The sequence below is a fragment of the Chelatococcus reniformis genome, from assembly GCF_014640075.1.
Taxonomy (GTDB): Bacteria; Pseudomonadota; Alphaproteobacteria; order Rhizobiales; family Beijerinckiaceae; genus Camelimonas; species Camelimonas reniformis.
The window spans coordinates 87293-103855 of record NZ_BMGG01000008.1 but is presented as its reverse complement, the minus strand read 5'-3'; the positions used below and the strand labels follow the sequence as shown (position 1 = coordinate 103855).

The 16563-nt window shown below is 65.0% G+C and carries 13 protein-coding genes; 12 read left to right on the top strand and 1 reads right to left on the bottom strand.

The features are described 5' to 3' along the window. Nucleotides 1–2: 2 nt before the first annotated feature. Nucleotides 3–2084 carry a hypothetical protein gene (locus IEW34_RS21340; RefSeq protein ID WP_188611255.1) on the top strand — a complete coding sequence of 694 codons (2082 nt, stop codon included), beginning with the start codon at nucleotides 3–5 and terminating at the stop codon, nucleotides 2082–2084. 207 nt (nucleotides 2085–2291) lie between these two features. Here IEW34_RS21340 and IEW34_RS30955 read toward each other — a convergent pair whose 3' ends face one another. Beyond that, entirely contained in the window at nucleotides 2292–3032 is a 741-nt protein-coding gene (locus IEW34_RS30955; RefSeq protein ID WP_188611254.1) for a cold-shock protein, read from the bottom strand. Between the two features lie 400 nt (nucleotides 3033–3432). Here IEW34_RS30955 and IEW34_RS21330 point away from each other — a divergent pair, with 400 nt between their 5' ends. The 11 genes from IEW34_RS21330 (at nucleotide 3433) to IEW34_RS21280 (ending at nucleotide 16448) form a co-directional block, all read left to right on the top strand. Beyond that, complete coding sequence (locus tag IEW34_RS21330; protein WP_188611253.1) at nucleotides 3433–5511, top strand: 3-hydroxyacyl-CoA dehydrogenase NAD-binding domain-containing protein; 2079 nt, start codon at nucleotides 3433–3435, stop codon at nucleotides 5509–5511. A gap of 212 nt (nucleotides 5512–5723) precedes the next feature. Beyond that, nucleotides 5724–6488 carry a Crp/Fnr family transcriptional regulator gene (locus IEW34_RS21325; RefSeq protein WP_188611252.1) on the top strand — a complete coding sequence of 255 codons (765 nt, stop codon included), beginning with the start codon at nucleotides 5724–5726 and terminating at the stop codon, nucleotides 6486–6488. Between the two features lie 157 nt (nucleotides 6489–6645). Then, a complete protein-coding gene (locus tag IEW34_RS21320; protein ID WP_188611251.1) occupies nucleotides 6646–7086 on the top strand; it encodes a response regulator in 441 nt (146 codons plus the stop codon). A 162-nt stretch (nucleotides 7087–7248) separates the two neighbouring features. Then, nucleotides 7249–7524, top strand: coding sequence for a helix-turn-helix domain-containing protein (locus IEW34_RS21315; protein WP_188611250.1), 276 nt, complete (start codon nucleotides 7249–7251; stop codon nucleotides 7522–7524). Between the two features lie 872 nt (nucleotides 7525–8396). Then, on the top strand, nucleotides 8397–9170 hold the full coding sequence (locus IEW34_RS21310; protein ID WP_188611506.1) for an ABC transporter ATP-binding protein: 774 nt from the start codon (nucleotides 8397–8399) through the stop codon (nucleotides 9168–9170). After that, nucleotides 9167–9880, top strand: coding sequence for an ABC transporter ATP-binding protein (locus IEW34_RS21305; RefSeq protein ID WP_188611249.1), 714 nt, complete (start codon nucleotides 9167–9169; stop codon nucleotides 9878–9880). Before IEW34_RS21310 ends, IEW34_RS21305 begins: the two co-directional genes overlap by 4 nt. Nucleotides 9881–9890: 10 nt before the next feature. Then, nucleotides 9891–10769, top strand: coding sequence for a branched-chain amino acid ABC transporter permease (locus IEW34_RS21300; protein WP_188611248.1), 879 nt, complete (start codon nucleotides 9891–9893; stop codon nucleotides 10767–10769). 62 nt (nucleotides 10770–10831) lie between these two features. Beyond that, nucleotides 10832–11809, top strand: a complete 978-nt coding sequence (locus tag IEW34_RS21295) for a branched-chain amino acid ABC transporter permease (protein WP_373288302.1) — start codon at nucleotides 10832–10834, stop codon at nucleotides 11807–11809. A gap of 319 nt (nucleotides 11810–12128) precedes the next feature. After that, a complete protein-coding gene (locus tag IEW34_RS21290) occupies nucleotides 12129–13367 on the top strand; it encodes an ABC transporter substrate-binding protein (RefSeq protein ID WP_188611246.1) in 1239 nt (412 codons plus the stop codon). A gap of 342 nt (nucleotides 13368–13709) precedes the next feature. After that, nucleotides 13710–14942: an ABC transporter substrate-binding protein gene (locus IEW34_RS21285; RefSeq protein WP_188611245.1), complete on the top strand. Its 1233-nt coding sequence runs from the start codon at nucleotides 13710–13712 to the stop codon at nucleotides 14940–14942. Between the two features lie 285 nt (nucleotides 14943–15227). Then, nucleotides 15228–16448, top strand: a complete 1221-nt coding sequence (locus IEW34_RS21280; RefSeq protein WP_188611244.1) for an ABC transporter substrate-binding protein — start codon at nucleotides 15228–15230, stop codon at nucleotides 16446–16448. Nucleotides 16449–16563: the final 115 nt, after the last annotated feature.

The following is a 16563-nucleotide window of genomic DNA, read 5'->3' as shown; positions in this document are numbered from 1 at the left end:
CGATGTCGGTCAGCTTCTCACCACTCGTTCCGCTCTGGGTCCTGGGCGTGCTCGCCGCCCTGGCGGTCGTCGTCGTGCTCGTGTCGCTGCTGGCGCGCGGACCGACGGCGCTGGTCCGCGGCGTGGCGCTCGCCCTGGTGCTCGCCGGCCTCGCCAATCCGTCCCTGCTGCAGGAGCAGCGCGAGCCGGTGAAGGACGTGGTCGCCGTGCTTGTCGACCGCACCACGTCGCAGACGCTGAGCGACCGGGCCACACAGACCGATCGGGCCAAAGCGGAGGTGGAGCGGCGGCTCGCCGCGTTGCCGGACATCGAGGTCCGCACCGCGGATGTGACCGACAGCGAGGGCGGGGGCGACGGAACCCGGCTGTTCGCCGCGCTGTCTGACCTGCTCTCCGACGTGCCGGCCGAGCGGATCGCCGGCGCCATCGTGGTCACCGACGGCGTCGTTCACGACGTGCCCGCGCAGGCCTCCTTGCTCGGCTTCAAGGCACCGCTGCACGCCCTGATCACCGGCCACGTCGAAGAGGTCGACCGCCGCGTGACCCTGCTCGAGGCGCCGCGCTTTGGCATCGTGGGCAAGGACCAGGTCGTCCGTGTCGAGGTCGCCGAACGGGGGGGGACCGGCCGCGCTCGGCTGACGCTGCGGCGCGACGGCGTCAGCCTCGGCACCGTCGAAGTCGCCACCAACAGGCCGGTGCCGCTGCCGGTGCACATCGAGCATGGCGGCCCCAACGTGGTGGAGATCGAGGTCGGTCCGCTCGACGGCGAACTCACCGCGGCCAACAACCGCGCCGTCCTGACCATCGAAGGCATTCGCGAGAAGCTCCGGGTCCTGCTCGTCTCGGGCGAGCCGCATCCGGGCGAGCGGACGTGGCGCAACCTGCTCAAGTCGGACGCCAACGTCGATCTCGTTCACTTCACCATTCTGCGGCCGCCAGAGAAGCAGGACGGCACGCCGATCAACGAGCTGTCGCTGATCGCCTTCCCGACGCGGGAGCTGTTCCAGCAGAAGATTAAGGAATTCGATCTCATCATCTTCGACCGCTACGCCAATCAGAGCGTGCTGCCGAGCCTCTACTACGAGAACATCGTGCGCTACGTGCGCGACGGCGGGGCGCTGCTTGTCGCGGCCGGGCCCGAGTATGCCAGCGCGGCGAGCCTGGCGCGCACGCCGCTCGTCTCCGTACTCCCGGCCATCCCCGACGGCCGCATCGAGGAAAATCCGTTCCGCGCCGCGGTGACGCCGCTCGGTCAGCGCCACCCGGTGACGCGCGAACTGCCGGGCTCCGAGACCGAGCCGCCCCGGTGGGGCGAGTGGGCGCGGTTGATCGGTGCGCGCGTGTCGCAGGGGTCGGTGGTGATGGATGGCATCGGCGAACGGCCGCTCGTCGTGCTCGCACGCGAGCAGAAGGGCCGTGTGGCGCTGCTGCTCTCCGACCACGCTTGGCTGTGGGCCCGCAACTACCGCGGGGGCGGCCCCTATCTCGACCTGCTTCGACGCACCAGTCACTGGTTGATGAAGGAGCCGGAGCTGGAAGAGGAGGCGTTGAGGGCCACCGGCCACGGCCGCGAGATCAGCATCGAGCGCCAGACCATGGGCGATGATCCGGGCTCGGTGACGATCACCGCACCGAGCGGCAGCGAAACCACAGTTGCCCTGTCGCCCGACAAGCCCGGGCTGTTCCGCGCAGCGGCCACGGCGCGCGAGCAGGGCCTCTACCGGCTGCGCTCGGGCGAACTGATGGCCTTCGTCTCGGTCGGCCCGGAGAACCCGCGGGAGTTGGCCGACGTCTTCAGCGACACCGGCCGTCTCCAGCCGCTGGCGGAAGCGACCGGCGGCAGCGTGCGCCGCATCGAGGCCGCCGCCAGCGGCGTCAGCGTGCCCCGCATCGTCGAGGTCCGCTCCGGCTCGCGCTTCACCGGGGCGGACTGGATCGGCATCCGCCCGAGCGACAGCGCCGTTGTGCGCGGTGTCTCGGTCTTCCCCCTCGGCATCGGCCTCATCGCGCTCGGCCTGCTGCTCGGCGCCGTCCTGGCGGCGTGGCTGGCGGAAGGCCGTCTCCCCGGCCAGAATCGGGCCTGATGCGCCGGTCGGAGGCGACCGCGGGCGCGCGCGTATCGCGGACGCACCGCGAGCGCTTAAGGGTTGGTGTTTGGAGCAATATCATTCGATCGGGTGGGGCCGCCGGATCGAAGGGATGCATTGGCGTGGCAAACAAAAGCGGCGCGGTCCGGAGACCGCGCCGCTTTTGTGCTGTGTCGTCGTCCGTCGTCTGGCCGGCGAACGTGCTCAGCCGAGCTGGATGGAACCGGCTTCCGGACCCTTGGGGCCTTCGACGAGGCGCACCAGAACTTGCTGTCCCTCGCGCAGATCGTTGATGCCCGAGCGGGCCAGAGCGGACTGATGCACGAACACGTCCTTGCCGCCGCGCTCCAGCGCGATGAAGCCAAAGCCCCGCTCAGGGTTGAACCACTTCACGGTGCCGGCCTCTTCGGGCACGCCCTCAAGCGTGGCCGGGTCGAACTGGCGTCCGAACGGCCGGCGCGGGCCGGCGCTGCCGCCGAAGCCGCCACCACCCCCGCCGCCGTAGCCACCGCCGCCGCTCCGTGGGCCGCGATCACCATAGCCGCCGCCACCACCACCACCGCCGAAGCCGCCGCTCCGCGGCCGCGGAGCCTCGGCTGTACTGGTGTCGACGTTGAGGATCTGAGTGACCTGCGAGCCCTTCTGGCCCTGCCCGATACGCACCGTCAGCGTGGTGCCCGGCTCGAGCGAGGTGTGCCCGGCGGCCTCGACGGGACGAATATGCAGGAATGCCTCGCCGGACCCGTCCGTCAGCTGAACGAAACCGAATCCCTTCTGCGCGTTGAACCATTTGACCGTTGCCCCGATCTCGGGACCGCTGGCCTGCACGGGCCGCTGGAAGGACGGCGACGGACGCGATGGAAGGGGAGGCAGTTCGTTGGCCCAGGGGTCAGGCGCATGGTCACGTGAACGGCGACGGTCGCGAAAATCGTTGTCTCGGCTCATCCGGATGCTCAGGCGTGGTTACAGATCGAGGCGCGGTCGGTTTTGGAACGGCAGTTCATTAGTACCCCCAGACCGCGTCAGTTGAAAGAGGATAAACACCGCCGTGACACCAAAGAGTGTAGGGCGCTACGCCGGGTCAGCGCAATACCTCTCCGCTCAATCCATCGGCAGCAAGTTTTCGACGCGGCGCGGAAAGTTTTACGGCGACGGGCCACCAAAAAGCCGGGCCGAAAAAGCCCCATCGGCCGTGCACTTGCGGCGCCGTCGCGTCCGGCGCATCGGTGCTGCGGACCACCGTGAGCGCGGCCGCCCGCTACTCTCGACTTCCGCCCGCTCATTGCCTAAAGCGGTTGGCGATCAAGACGCCAAAGAAGATGGGCAGCCGGCCAAGGAGACGCAGATGACCGCTATCAACCCAGTGACCGATCTGACGATCGAAGGCGACGTCGCCGTGATCACGTTGAACTCGCCGCCGGTGAACGCCCTGTCTGCGCCGGTGCGCGACGGCCTGTACGAGGGTTTCAAGGCTGCGATCGCCAATGACGCGGTGAAGGCCATCGTGCTCATCTGCGACGGCCGCACCTTCATCGCCGGCGCCGACATCAGCGAGTTCGGCAAGGAGCGCAAAGGCGCCGACCTGCCGGCCGTGCAGGACATGATGGAGAACTCGCCCAAGCCCGTCGTCGCCGCGATCCACGGCACGGCGCTGGGTGGCGGCTTCGAGGTGGCGCTGACCGCGCATTATCGCGTCGCGGTCCCCTCGGCCAAGGTTGGACTTCCGGAGGTCAAGCTCGGTCTGCTGCCGGGTGCCGGCGGCACCCAGCGCCTGCCGCGCCTTGTGGGGCCCGAGGTCGCGCTCAACATGGTCACGTCCGGCGATTTCGTCGGCGCCGCGGCCGCCAACAAGTCCGGCCTCGTCGACGAACTGGTGGACGAAGGCAAGCTGCGTGACGGCGCCATCGCCTTCGCGCGCAAGCTGGTGGCCGAGGGGCGCCCGTTGAAGAAGGTGCGCGACCTTCAGGACAAGGTCGAGGCGGCGCGTGGCAAGCCTGCGATCTTCGCCGACTTCCGCAAGGCCAACGCCCGCCGGTTCCGCGGCTTCGAGGCGCCGGAGGCCAACATCAAGTGCATCGAAGCGGCGGTGAACCTGCCGTTCGACGAGGGCATGAAAGCCGAGCGCGACCTGTTCCTGGGCTTGGTCAACGGCACCCAGTCGGCCGCCCAGCGCTACATCTTCTTCGCCGAGCGTCAGGCTGCCAAAATCCCGGACGTGCCGGACAGCACGCCGGTCCTGCCCATCAAGAAGGTCGGTGTCATCGGCGCCGGCACCATGGGCGGCGGCATCTCCATGAACTTCGCCAATGTCGGCATCCCCGTGACCATCGTCGAGATGCAGCCGGCGGCGCTCGAGCGCGGGCTCGGTGTCATCCGCAAGAACTATGAGAACACTGCCAAGAAGGGCCGGCTGCGCCAGGAGGACGTCGAAACCCGCATGGGTCTGCTGACCGGCTCGCTCGAGCTGGAGAAACTCGCGGACTGCGATCTCATCATCGAGGCGGTCTACGAGAATATGGCGATCAAGAAGGAGGTGTTCGCCAAGCTCGACGCCATCGCCAAGCCAGGCGCGATCCTCGCCAGCAACACATCCTATCTCGACGTCAACGAGATCGCCGCGGCCACCAAGCGGCCGGAGTGGGTGATCGGCACCCACTTCTTCTCGCCGGCCAATGTCATGCGCCTGCTCGAGGTGGTGCGCGGCGACAAGACCTCCAAAGAGGTCATCGCCACACTCATGCAGCTCTCCAAGAAGATCGGCAAGGTCGCGGTGCTGGTCGGTGTCTGCCACGGCTTCGTCGGCAACCGCATGCTCGCCCAGCGCCAGCGCGAGGCGAACAAGCTCGTGCTGGAAGGCGCCATGCCGTGGGACGTCGATCGCGTCCTCTACGACTTCGGCATGCCCATGGGCCCATTTGCCATGTCCGACCTCGCCGGCCTCGACATCGGTTGGTCGAAGGAGACGAGCTCGAGCTCCACGATCCGCGAGGTGCTCTGCGAGATGGACCGCCGCGGCCAGAAGAACGGCAAGGGCTTCTACGACTACGACGAGAACCGCAACGCCAAGCCGTCCGCCGAGGTGGAGAAGGTCATCCTCGACTTCGCCGCCAAGAAGGGCATCAACCGGCGGACGATCTCCGACGAGGAGATTATCGAGCGCTGCATCTATCCGATGATCAACGAGGGCGCCAAGATCCTCGAGGAAGGCAAGGCGATCCGCGCCTCCGACATCGATATCGTCTGGATCAACGGCTACGGCTGGCCCGTCTACCACGGCGGCCCGATGTTCTACGGCGACGTGATCGGGGCGGACAAGGTGCTCGCCAAGATGCGCGAGTTCGAGCGCACCATGGGTGACGACTTCAAGCCGTCGGCGCTACTTGAGAAGGTGGCGGCGGAAGGCAAGAAGCTGCACCAGCTTTAAGGGCACCATCTCGATCGGGCGGCGAGGCCGAGCGCCTTGCCGCCGCTAAAGTATCTAACCATTGGCGCTCTGGCCACTTGGCAGGCTGTGGCCCGGGGCGGGATGCCTCCGGCCGGTCCGCGGACGTCTTTTTGCGGGGGTGCCGGACCGTCGGCCCGCAGCCCGATTATTCTTGCTTGGAACGCGCAGCGGAGACTGGGCGTTGCGTTTGCATGACCAAGCCAATCGAGATCGGGACAGCAGTAAAGAACCGTATCCTTCGCCTGCTGCCGTCTGAGGTGTTCGACCGCCTTGCAGGCCAGCTCGTCCGTGTCGAGCTGAGGCAAGGCGAGATCCTGTATGAGCCGGGCGATGTCATCGACCTGATCTATTTTCCGTCGGAGGGGATCATCTCGCTGATCACGCGCCTGTCGGCCGGGGCCGATGTGGAAACCGCGATCGTCGGACGGCGCGAGGCGCTCGGCCTGCCTGCCTGGTGGGAAGGCCGGACCGCCCTGCAGCGGGCGGTGATTCAGGTGCCGGGCTACGCCCACTGCGTCGGCGCAGCGGCCTTGCGGTCGACGATCGGCACCGATCCCGAAGCCAACGAGTTGCTCGTGCGCTGCACCGACCTTGCCTTGTCTCAGGCCATGCAGTCGGTTGCCTGCGTCGCGCAGCACAGCGCCGAAGAGCGCCTGGCGCGCTGGCTGCTGATGTGCTGCGACCGTTGCGACACGCGCCGGTTTCCGCTCACCCAGGAATTCCTGGCGGCGATGCTCTGCGTCCAGCGGACCACCGTCACCCTCGCAGCCCAGGCGCTGCAGCGAGCCGGGGCGCTTCGCTACAGCCGCGGCCGGCTCGATGTCGTCGATGTCGACATTCTCCGGCGGCGCGCGTGCGGTTGCCATGAGGAGGAGTGGCGGCGCAGCAAGTCGATCCTGCCGCCGATTCTCGACAGCGAGGTGGCCGTGGCCGAGCTCGCGAGCGACCCGTTCTGATGGTTGTGCTGTGGGCTGCGAGTGCCGACCGTCGGAAGGCTCACCGGCTTTTTCGCACTGTTAAGGGAACCGTGGATGATCTAGAGGCATTTGTGTGGTGGCCGACATAGCATCCGATGCGCGCGGCGGTCGCGGCATCATGGGAATGGATCGTGCAATGGGCGTTGTCGGAGGCTTGCGGGTCCTGATCGTCGAAGATGAGCCTCTTCTCGCCCTGGAATACGAAAGCCTGCTGGAAGCCCTCGGCCACGCGCCCATCGGGGTCGCCGCCGATTCCGCCGCCGCCGTGGCGCTCGCCAGAGTGCATCTCCCCGACGTCGCCCTGGTGGACCTCAATCTGCGCGATGGCCTGACCGGCCTCCAGGTCGCCCATGACATCATGCGCGATTACGATACCCAGGTCGTCTTCATCACCAGCGAACGGCAACTTGCCAGGCTCGATGATCCGCATGTCATCGGCTGCCTGCCCAAGCCGTTCACCAGCGCGATGTTCAAGGCGACGATGAGCTTCGTCACGCAGATCATCCGGCTCGGCACCGCGGACGAGGTCTGGCAATCGCCCCCTGGCCTCGTGGTCGCCAGTCAGTATCGCAGATAGGTCGGCCGCAGCGCCGCTGGCACGTTTTTCCGGTCAGATGGAGACGTCCGATCCGGTAGTGATGCTTCAACCTACCGTACCTGGAACGCTTCTTCCGATCGGGTCGAACCAATGCATCGGTGGAAGCGCTTTGAGGCTGACGAGCGATGAGAGGAGCAAGCGATGTCGGGCGAGGTGACGGGTGCCCAGATCAAGGCCGGCCGGGCTCTGCTGCAATGGAGCGCCGAGGAACTCGCCGCCCATTGCGGCCTCTCGGCGGCAACGATTGCGACGGTCGAGCGGGGCGCTGCTGTTCAGGATGGCGACGAAGCGTATGGTGTCGTGATCCGCACGTTGCGCGCCCACGGCGTGCATTTCCAGGACGGCGGCGGTGCTCGCCTGGAAGCGGCTGTCGGCAGCGTGGAGCCCGACCAGCTCAACGCGCAGAATGACACCTGAGGCGCTTGGGCTCGCGTTCGGAGCGGGCCGGCAAAGGCGTTCCAGGCTTCTGTTCGAACGGATGAGTCCGTCTGATTGGGAAGCGCCCATGGACGCTTGCGCTTTGGGGCAACTCCCAAGCGCAACGTCCATGAGCATGTCTGTGCCATTGGATCATCCCATCCAATGGCACAATGCCTTTACGTCCCGCGCTGTCTCAGCGCCTCGCACCGACCCCGCAGTCGCTGCAGATGCTGCCGACGATTCGGTTGTCTTCCTGGTTTCGTCGCGACTGCTGCGCGCCGATCGGGTCGCTGACCTGACTGCTGCCGGACAGGAGATCCGCCTGCCGAGGCTGGCGATGGCCGACAGGCGCCTGGGGGACATAGCCTGGCCCGGATGGGACCTGGGCGGCGAGCGGCGCGGCCGTTGTCGCTAGAACAAGCGCGGCGATTGCAAGTCTCATCTGTCCCACCTCCCCACTCGATCGGCCGAGAACATCGGACCTAAGGGAACACGCAGGCCCGGGCCAAGTTCCGAGCGATCCGGGAGACAAGGCTTTGACAGCGTCACACGTATGCCATATGGACTGGCCGCGCATGCGTTGCGCGCAATGCTCATGATGTGAGCATTGTGCGCTGCGGTTGTGTCGGGTGCCGCGTTTGTCGCGGATCTGACAACAAATAAAATATGAAAATCGCCGGTCGGCCGGTGACGGCCCGTTGCCAAACCGGCCCGATCTGAGGAAGATGGGCCGCCGAAAACGAAAACCAATTCCGGCCCAGGGAGGTGCACGTGTCAAACTCAACTCATCTATCCGTCACGCGAAAGGCGATGCACCGCCCGCCGCCGAATCGCGTTTCGATTTCGCTTTAGCCGCGACGGTCCCCATTATGTCTGAGCCAATTCTGTCCGTCCGTGACGTCGCTGTTCGTTTCGGCGGCATCGTCGCCCTCGACGGCATCTCGTTTGATATGCCCGTTCGCAAGATTGTCGGCCTGATCGGGCCGAACGGCGCGGGCAAGACTACGTTGTTCAATTGCCTGAGCCGGCTCTACGTGCCGAGCGACGGCGATATCCTGTTCGAGGGCAAGTCGATCCTGACGCGCCCGGCTCACCGGATCGCTGAGATCGGCATCGGCCGCACCTTCCAGAATTTGGCGCTGTTCCAGAATCTGACTGTGCTGGACAATGTGCGCATCGGCGGCCATTGCCGGACCCGCAGCGACTACGTCAGCGACGCGCTGAACTTGCCGTGGAGCCGCCGCAACGAAAAGCAGATCGACGAGAGCGCGCGCAGCATCATCGACTATCTCGACTTGAGGGGCGTGGCCCAACGCCGGGTCGGAGATCTGCCGTTCGGCACTCAGAAGCGCGTCGAGCTGGCCCGGGCGCTCGCCACCAATCCCAAGCTCCTCCTCCTCGACGAGCCGGCCTGCGGCCTCAATCATGAGGAGATCGAGGAACTTGGCGAGCGCATCCGCCACATTCGCGACGATCGCAACCTGACGGTGCTGCTCGTCGAGCATCACATGAGCTTGGTCATGTCCGTGTCCGACCAGGTCGTCGCGCTCAACTTCGGCCGCAAGATCGCCGAAGGCACGCCGGCCGAGGTGCAGCGCAGCCCGGACGTGATCGCCGCCTATCTCGGGACCGAGAAACAATGAACAAGCTGCTTGAAATCAAGGGGCTGCATGCGGCCTACGGCCAGACGCGCGTCCTGCACGGGCTCGACTTCGAGATCGAGCCCGGCAGTGTCACCACGCTCCTGGGCGCCAACGGCGCCGGCAAGACGACCACGCTCAGGGCCATTTGCGGCATGGTCAAGCGCACCGGCGACATCCTGCTCAACGGCCAGCAGATCAACCGCAATCAGACAGAGGACATCGTCCGCCTCGGGGTCGCGCATGTACCCGACGGACGTGGCACGTTCCTACGCCAGACCGTCGAGGAGAACCTGCAGCTCGGTGCCATGGCGCGCCGGGACAAGGCTGGCATCGCCTCCGACATGGAGCTCGTCTACAGCTATTTCCCGATCCTGAAGAAGCGGCGCACGCAGATCGCGGGGCTGCTCTCAGGCGGCGAGCAACAGATGCTGGCCGTGGGCCGGGCCCTGATGCTGCGCCCCAAGCTGATGCTGCTGGACGAGCCGTCGTTCGGTCTCGCACCCATGATCACGCGGGAGATCTTCGAGATCTTCCGTTCGCTCAACCGTAACGAGAAGGTCAGCATGCTGCTGGTCGAGCAGAACGCCTCACTGGCACTCGAACTCGCCGACCACGCCTACCTTCTGGAAACGGGGCGCGTCGTATTCTCGGGCCGCGCGGAAGCTATCCGCGAGGACGAGAGCATCCGTCGCGCTTATCTCGGCTATTGAGGCGGACCCAATGGAACTCCTGATCCAACAAGTCGTGGCCGGGATCGCGACGGGGGCGATCTACGCCTGCGTCGCGCTCGCAGTCGTCATGATCTACACGGCCATCGGCCACCTCAATTTCGCCCAGGGCGAAATGGCGATGTTTTCGACCTTCATCGCCTGGCAGCTCATCACCTGGGGCGTCCCCTATTGGGTCGCTTTTGCGCTCACCGTGGCGATCTCCTTCGTCGGCGGCGTGGTGATCGAGCGGCTGATCTTCCATCCACTCGCCAATGCACCGATCCTCAGCCACGTCGTGCTGTTCATCGCGTTGCTTACCATCCTGACCAGCACCGCGGGCTTCATCTGGGATTTCTCGATCAAGACCTTCCCGTCGCCCTTCGGCTCGGCCCCGTTGTTCGGCTCAAGTCTGATCAGCGCCCACCAGGCGGGCATGATGGGCATCACGCTCGTCCTGCTGATCGCGCTGTTCTTCTTCTTCCGCTTTACGCGAGTCGGCTTGGCCATGCGGGCGGCGGCGGATAACCCGGTCTCGGCCAGGCTGGTCGGTGTGCGCGTCTCGTGGATGATCGCGCTCGGCTGGGGCATGGCGGCTGCCATCGGCGCCGTCGCCGGCATGCTGGTCGCGCCGGTCGTGTTCCTCGAGCCCAACATGATGCTCGGCATCCTGGTGTACGGCTTTGCCGGCGCCGTGCTCGGCGGTCTCACCAGCCCGGGCGGGGCCGTCCTCGGCGGCTTCCTGGTAGGCATCATCGAGAACCTGGCAGGAACGTTCATCCCGGTCATCGGCGGTGAGCTCAAGCTCACCATCGCCCTCTGCATCATCGTCCTGGTGCTCGTCCTGAAGCCGGGCGGTCTGTTCGGCCGCGCAACCGTCCAGCGGGTGTAACCATGTCCGTGCAAACCGAAAACCTTGAAACGGCTGCCGAGCATCCAGCTCTCGCGGCAGATATGGTGACCAAGCCGTTCGGCCGCGATCGAACGATCGGCATCGCGATTGGCGTCATTCTTTTCGTTGCCGCCATCGCGCTGCCCTTCGTGACCAAGAGCTTCTTCGTCTTCCAGGTGACGATGGTGTTGATCTACGCCATCGCCATCCTGGGGCTGAACCTGCTCACCGGCTTCAACGGGCAGTTCTCGCTGGGCCACGCGGCGTTCTACGCGATCGGTGCCTACACGGCGGCGATCCTCATGGACAAAGCCGAAATCTCCTACGTTTGGACGCTGCCGGTGGCCGGCATCGTATGCTTCGCCTTCGGATTCGTGTTCGGGCTGCCGGCGCTCAGGCTGGAGGGCATCTACCTGGCGCTCGCCACCTTCGCGCTCTCGGTGGCGACGCCGCAGATTCTGAAGTTGTCGCCGCTTGAGCACTGGACCGGAGGTGTGCAGGGCATCGTCATCATGAAGCCGGATGCCCCCTTCGGGCTGCCGCTCAATCAGGACCAGTGGCTCTATTTCTTCACCCTGATCGTCACGGTGCTGCTGTTCTGGCTGGCGCACAACCTGCTGAAGAGCCGCACTGGGCGGGCCATGATGGCGATCCGCGACAATCCGATCGCGTCGCGTTCGATGGGCATCAACAATTCCATCTACAAGGCTCTGACCTTCGGTCTCAGCGCTTCGTATACCGGCATCGCCGGAGCGCTGGGCGCCATCGTCGTTCAGTTCGTGGCGCCCGACAGCTTCACGGTGATTTTGTCGATCGCGCTGCTCGTGGGCCTGGTCGTCGGCGGCGTGGGCTGGATTCCGGGCGCTTTCTTCGGCGGCCTGTTCGTGCTGTTCGTGCCCAATATCGCCGAGCAGTTCTCCAAGGGCCTGTCGGGTGCCTTCTACGGCATCATCTTGATGGGCCTGATGTTCCTGATGCCCGCGGGCGTCGCGGGGTTCATCGCCATGCTGCGCCGTAAGGTGCTGCGCCACGAGGGATAGGGCAACGCCGGATCGGATGCAGTCATCTGATCCGACAGCCTTTGCTCCACCCCGTCAAATCTGGAGCGCCTCTTCCGCGATCGGGTGATACCACCCCATCGCGCAGCGCTCCAGGTGACGGGGATCGTGCCGCCGCAAGCCCTCGTTTCAACAAGGACGGGACGGCTCGCTAGGGCCGTCCTTCTCGTATGTGTCGGCGCCAACGCCGGCATCGCCCGGCCGGGGCTGAGCGGCGGGCCAATCACAATATCCCGAGGGAATGTTCCAGCGCGGACGCCTCAGGCGCCGCCATTCGCACGGCTGCGTCAGGAGGAGTTCAATGAGGGATGTATCGCGGCGCCACGCCTGCTTGGCGGCGGCCTTGGGCGGCCTGCTTGCCCTTCTCGCCGGCGCGCCGGCTCACGCGCAGAAGACTTACGATCCGGGTGCCAGCGACGCCGAGATCAAGTTCGGCCAGACCATGCCGTACAGCGGCCCGGCCTCGTCCTACGGGGTCATCGGCAAGACCCAGGCCGCCTATTTCCAGATGCTCAACGACCAGGGTGGCATCAACGGCCGCAAGCTGAAACTGATCAGCTACGACGATGGCTACAGCCCGCCCAAGACCGTGGAGCAGATCCGCAAGCTGGTTGAAAGCGACGAGGTGCTGTTCACCTTCCAGACCCTGGGGACCGCGCCGAACGCGGCGGTCCAGAAATACCTGAACCAGAAGAAGGTGCCGCAGCTATTCGTTTCCACCGGCGCCACCCGGTTCTCCGATCCGAAGAACTTCCCGTGGACGATGGGCTGGAACCCAACCTACCTGACGGAAGGGCGCATCTACGGGCGCTATATCCAGCAGAACCATCCCGGCGCCAAGATCGCCATCCTTTACCAGAACGACGACTTCGGGCGAGAGGTCATCGCCGGCGTGCGCGAGGGTCTCGGCGCCGGCGCGGCCAAGCAGATCATCGCGGAGGCGTCCTACGAGGCGACCGATCCGACCGTCGACTCGCAGATGGTCAAGCTGAAGTCGTCGGGCGCGGATCTGTTCCTGAACATCACCACGCCGAAATTTGCGGCGCAGGCGATCCGCAAGGCCGGCGAATTGGGCTGGAAGCCCGTGCATATCCTCAGCGTCAATTCCGTGTCCGTCGGACAGGTGATGCAGCCGGCCGGCTTCGAAAACGCCCAGGGCGTCCTCAGCGTCAGCTACCTCAAGGACTATACGGATCCGACTTGGAAGGATGATCCCGGCGTCAAGAAATGGATCACCTTCATGGACAAGTATATGCCCGATGCCGACAAGAACAATGCGGTCTATTTCTATGGATATGCGACCGCGCAAACCCTCGAGCACGTGCTCCGGCAGGCAGGCGACGACCTGACTCGCGCGAACATCATGCGGCAGGCGACCAACCTGAAGAACGTGCAACTCGACCTGTTCCTGCCGGGGATGAGCATCAACACCAGCCCGACCGACTACCTCGTCATCGAGCAATTGCGCATGATGCGCTTCGACAAGGATCGCTGGGAGCCGTTTGGCCCGCTCATCGACAGCGAGACGACCGCAAACTGAGCGGCGGCGCGGGGCTGGTGCTGGCCCCGCGCCTGCCGACCGTCCCATTGAACGAGGTCCTCCGATCGGCCGGAGGAGGCGAGCACGCCGCGCAACGACCGGCGCGCCCCTCGTCGATGCACCGAACCCCGCGTGCTCAGACCGGGCGGAACAATCCGAGCTGGCAAACCGGCAAATTATTGAAATGTAATGATATTTGTCCGATTGAGTAACGTCGGCCGATCGGCGTGCGCGGCAAATGGGCGCGTCTTCACGCGCGGCGGCGGCGCGAAAGCGGTAGCCAACTCTGCGGAATATGCTCTACGGTCGCCGCTCAAGCAAGCGTTCGATTGGGGAACTTTCATGCTGTTGAGCAACGAATGGCGCGCGGCCGTGGCCGCGGGCGCGCTGCTGGCCGTGACCAGCGTCGCGCCAGCGCAGGCCCAGAAGAAGTACGACCCAGGTGCCAGCGACACCGAGATCAAGATCGGCAACATGTTCCCCTACAGCGGGCCGGCCTCGGGCTACGGCACCATCGGCAAGGTGGAGCAGGCCTTCTTCCAGATGATCAACGACCAGGGGGGGATCAACGGCCGCAGGATCAACTTCATCAGCTACGACGATGCCTACAGCCCGCCCAAGGCTGTCGAGCAGACGCGCAAGCTGGTCGAGAGCGACGAGGTGCTGCTGATCTTCAACCCGCTCGGCACGCCCTCGAACACGGCCATCCAGAAATATCTGAACGCCAAGAAAGTGCCGCAGCTGTTCGTGGCCACCGGCGCGACGAAGTGGGGCGAGCCGCAGAAGTTCCCGTGGACGATGGGTTGGCAGCCGACCTATCAGAGTGAGGGCATCATCTACGCCAAGATGATCCTCAAGGACCAGCCGAACGCCAAGATTGGCATCCTCTACCAGAACGACGACTTCGGGAAGGACTACGTCACCGGCATCAAGCTGGGGCTCGGCGACAAAGCCAAGTCGATGATCGTCGCCGAGGCCGCCTACGAACTGGCCGACGCCACCATCGATTCGCCCCTGCTGAAGCTCAAGGCGGCGGGCGTCGACGTGCTCGTCGACATCACCACGCCGAAATTCGCCGCCCAGACGATCCGCAAGGTCGCGGAAATGAACTGGAAGCCGGTGCACTACCTGTCCAGCGTCTCGCAATCGGTCGGCGGCGTGCTGAAGCCTGCGGGCCTCGAGAACGGCAAGGACATCATCAGCAGCTACTATCTGAAGGATCCGGCCGACCCGATGTGGAAGGACGACGCCGGCATCAAGGCGTGGCACGCCTTTATCGACAAGTATTGGCCGGAGGCCGACCGCACCAACGTCCTCAACGTTTATGGCTACGCCGCGGCACAGACTCTGGTCCACGTGCTCAAGCAGGCCGGCGACGATCTGACCCGGGCGAATGTCATGAAGCAGGCGGCGAACATCAACGATCTGACCCTCGACACCTTGCTGCCGGGCATCAAGATCAAGACCACCCCAACGGATTTCTATCCCATCGAGGAGCTGCAACCGCTGCGCTTCGACGGAGAAAAGTGGGTGCCGTTCGGGCCCGTGCTGGTCGGCTCCGTCCAGAACAACTGACGCCCCCGCATTCCGGGCCGCCGGGCCTGGCCTGAACAGCCGACTAGTCGAGGCCTGCCGCGAGATATGCGACAGGCCTCTTTTTTGTGCCTCGCGTCAGTCACCCACTTTCGCTCGTATTGGCAGGCGCAGCGCAAATTTCGGGCAGTGGCCGGGGTTAGCCGAGAGGATGACTTGCAAGCGGCAGCCGGACGCGACAGGCTTGGTTGCAGGTGCGACAATTACCAAGAGATCGCGGCGGGCGGCCATCGGGGGCCGCAAAGCGCGACGACGAGAGGAGGGGAAATGTTGAAGCCATCGCTGTTCGGCGCGGCCGTTGCCGCGCTCGCGGTCCTCGGATCGGGGCCGGCACTTGCCCAAAAGGCGTATGACACCGGCGCCAACGATACCGAGATCAAGGTCGGCAATATCATGCCCTACAGCGGGCCTGCCTCCGCCTACGGCTCGATCGGCAAGACCGAGGAAGCCTACTTCAAGATGGTCAACGACCAGGGTGGCATCAACGGACGCAAGATCAACTTCATCAGCTACGACGACGGCTACAGCCCGCCCAAGGCGGTCGAGCAGACCCGTAAACTGGTCGAGAACGACGGCGTGCTGTTCGTCTTCAATCCTCTTGGAACGCCGTCAAACACGGCCATTCAGAAGTATCTGAACGCAAAGCAGGTGCCGCAGCTCTTCGTGGCCACCGGCGCGACCAAGTGGGGCGATCCGAAGGGCTTCCCCTGGACGATGGGCTGGCAGCCGACCTACCAGGGCGAGGGCCGCGTCTACGCCAAGTACGTTCTGGAGAACACGCCCAATGCCAAGATCGGCATTCTCTACCAGAACGACGACTTCGGTAAGGACTACGTGCAGGGGCTGAAGGACGGTCTCGGCGACAAGGCCAAGAGCATGATCGTCGCCGAGGTTCCCTACGAGATCTCGTCGCCCACCATCGACGCCGAGATCCTCAAGCTCAAATCGAGTGGCGCCGACGTCTTCTACGACGTCACCACGCCCAAGTTCGCCGCGCAGGCCATCCGCAAGCTGCATGAGATCGGCTGGAAGCCGGTCCATCTGCTCGTCAACGTGTCCACGTCCATCGGCTCGGTGATCAAGCCGGCGGGGTTCGAGGCGGCACAGGGCGTGATGAGCGTCAACTACATCAAGGACCCCACCGATCCCAAGTGGAAGGACGATCCGGGCGTGAAGGAATGGGAGGCCTTCATCGACAAATACATGCCGGGCGTCGACAAGACGAACAGCAACTACGTGTACGGCTATGGCGTTGCAAGGACGCTGGTGCAGGTGCTCCGGCAAGCCGGCGACAACCTGACCCGTGAGAACATCATGAAGCAGGCGGCGAGCCTCAAGGGCTTCGACACGGGCATGCTCCTGCCGGGCATCACCATCAACACCGGTGCGGCGGACTTCTACCCGATCGAGCAGGAACAGATGATGCGCTTCCAGGGGGATCGCTGGGAATTCTTCGGGCCGGTCATCAGCGGGGAAATCAGAAGCTGAAGCCCAGCGAAGCCCGCGGTCGGGCGTGTCCGGCCGCCGGGTCGTGCACGAGAGAGCCCAGGGCTCACTGCTGAGCTGAGGACTTAGCTGCTCAATAGCCCGCCGGGCCCGCTCG

Bases quoted from the DNA above. Each gene is read 5' to 3' on its own strand.
- IEW34_RS21325 (WP_188611252.1), top strand. From the start codon at position 5,724: ATGACCAAGCCAATCGAGATCGGGACAGCAGTAAAGAACCGTATCCTT.
- IEW34_RS21300 (WP_188611248.1), top strand. From the start codon at position 9,891: ATGGAACTCCTGATCCAACAAGTCGTGGCCGGGATCGCGACGGGGGCG.
- IEW34_RS21320 (WP_188611251.1), top strand. From the start codon at position 6,646: ATGGGCGTTGTCGGAGGCTTGCGGGTCCTGATCGTCGAAGATGAGCCT.
- IEW34_RS21315 (WP_188611250.1), top strand. From the start codon at position 7,249: ATGTCGGGCGAGGTGACGGGTGCCCAGATCAAGGCCGGCCGGGCTCTG.
- IEW34_RS21310 (WP_188611506.1), top strand. From the start codon at position 8,397: ATGTCTGAGCCAATTCTGTCCGTCCGTGACGTCGCTGTTCGTTTCGGC.
- IEW34_RS21285 (WP_188611245.1), top strand. From the start codon at position 13,710: ATGCTGTTGAGCAACGAATGGCGCGCGGCCGTGGCCGCGGGCGCGCTG.
- IEW34_RS30955 (WP_188611254.1), bottom strand. From the start codon at position 3,032: ATGAGCCGAGACAACGATTTTCGCGACCGTCGCCGTTCACGTGACCAT.
- IEW34_RS21330 (WP_188611253.1), top strand. From the start codon at position 3,433: ATGACCGCTATCAACCCAGTGACCGATCTGACGATCGAAGGCGACGTC.
- IEW34_RS21280 (WP_188611244.1), top strand. From the start codon at position 15,228: ATGTTGAAGCCATCGCTGTTCGGCGCGGCCGTTGCCGCGCTCGCGGTC.
- IEW34_RS21290 (WP_188611246.1), top strand. From the start codon at position 12,129: ATGAGGGATGTATCGCGGCGCCACGCCTGCTTGGCGGCGGCCTTGGGC.
- IEW34_RS21295 (WP_373288302.1), top strand. From the start codon at position 10,832: ATGGTGACCAAGCCGTTCGGCCGCGATCGAACGATCGGCATCGCGATT.
- IEW34_RS21340 (WP_188611255.1), top strand. From the start codon at position 3: ATGTCGGTCAGCTTCTCACCACTCGTTCCGCTCTGGGTCCTGGGCGTG.
- IEW34_RS21305 (WP_188611249.1), top strand. From the start codon at position 9,167: ATGAACAAGCTGCTTGAAATCAAGGGGCTGCATGCGGCCTACGGCCAG.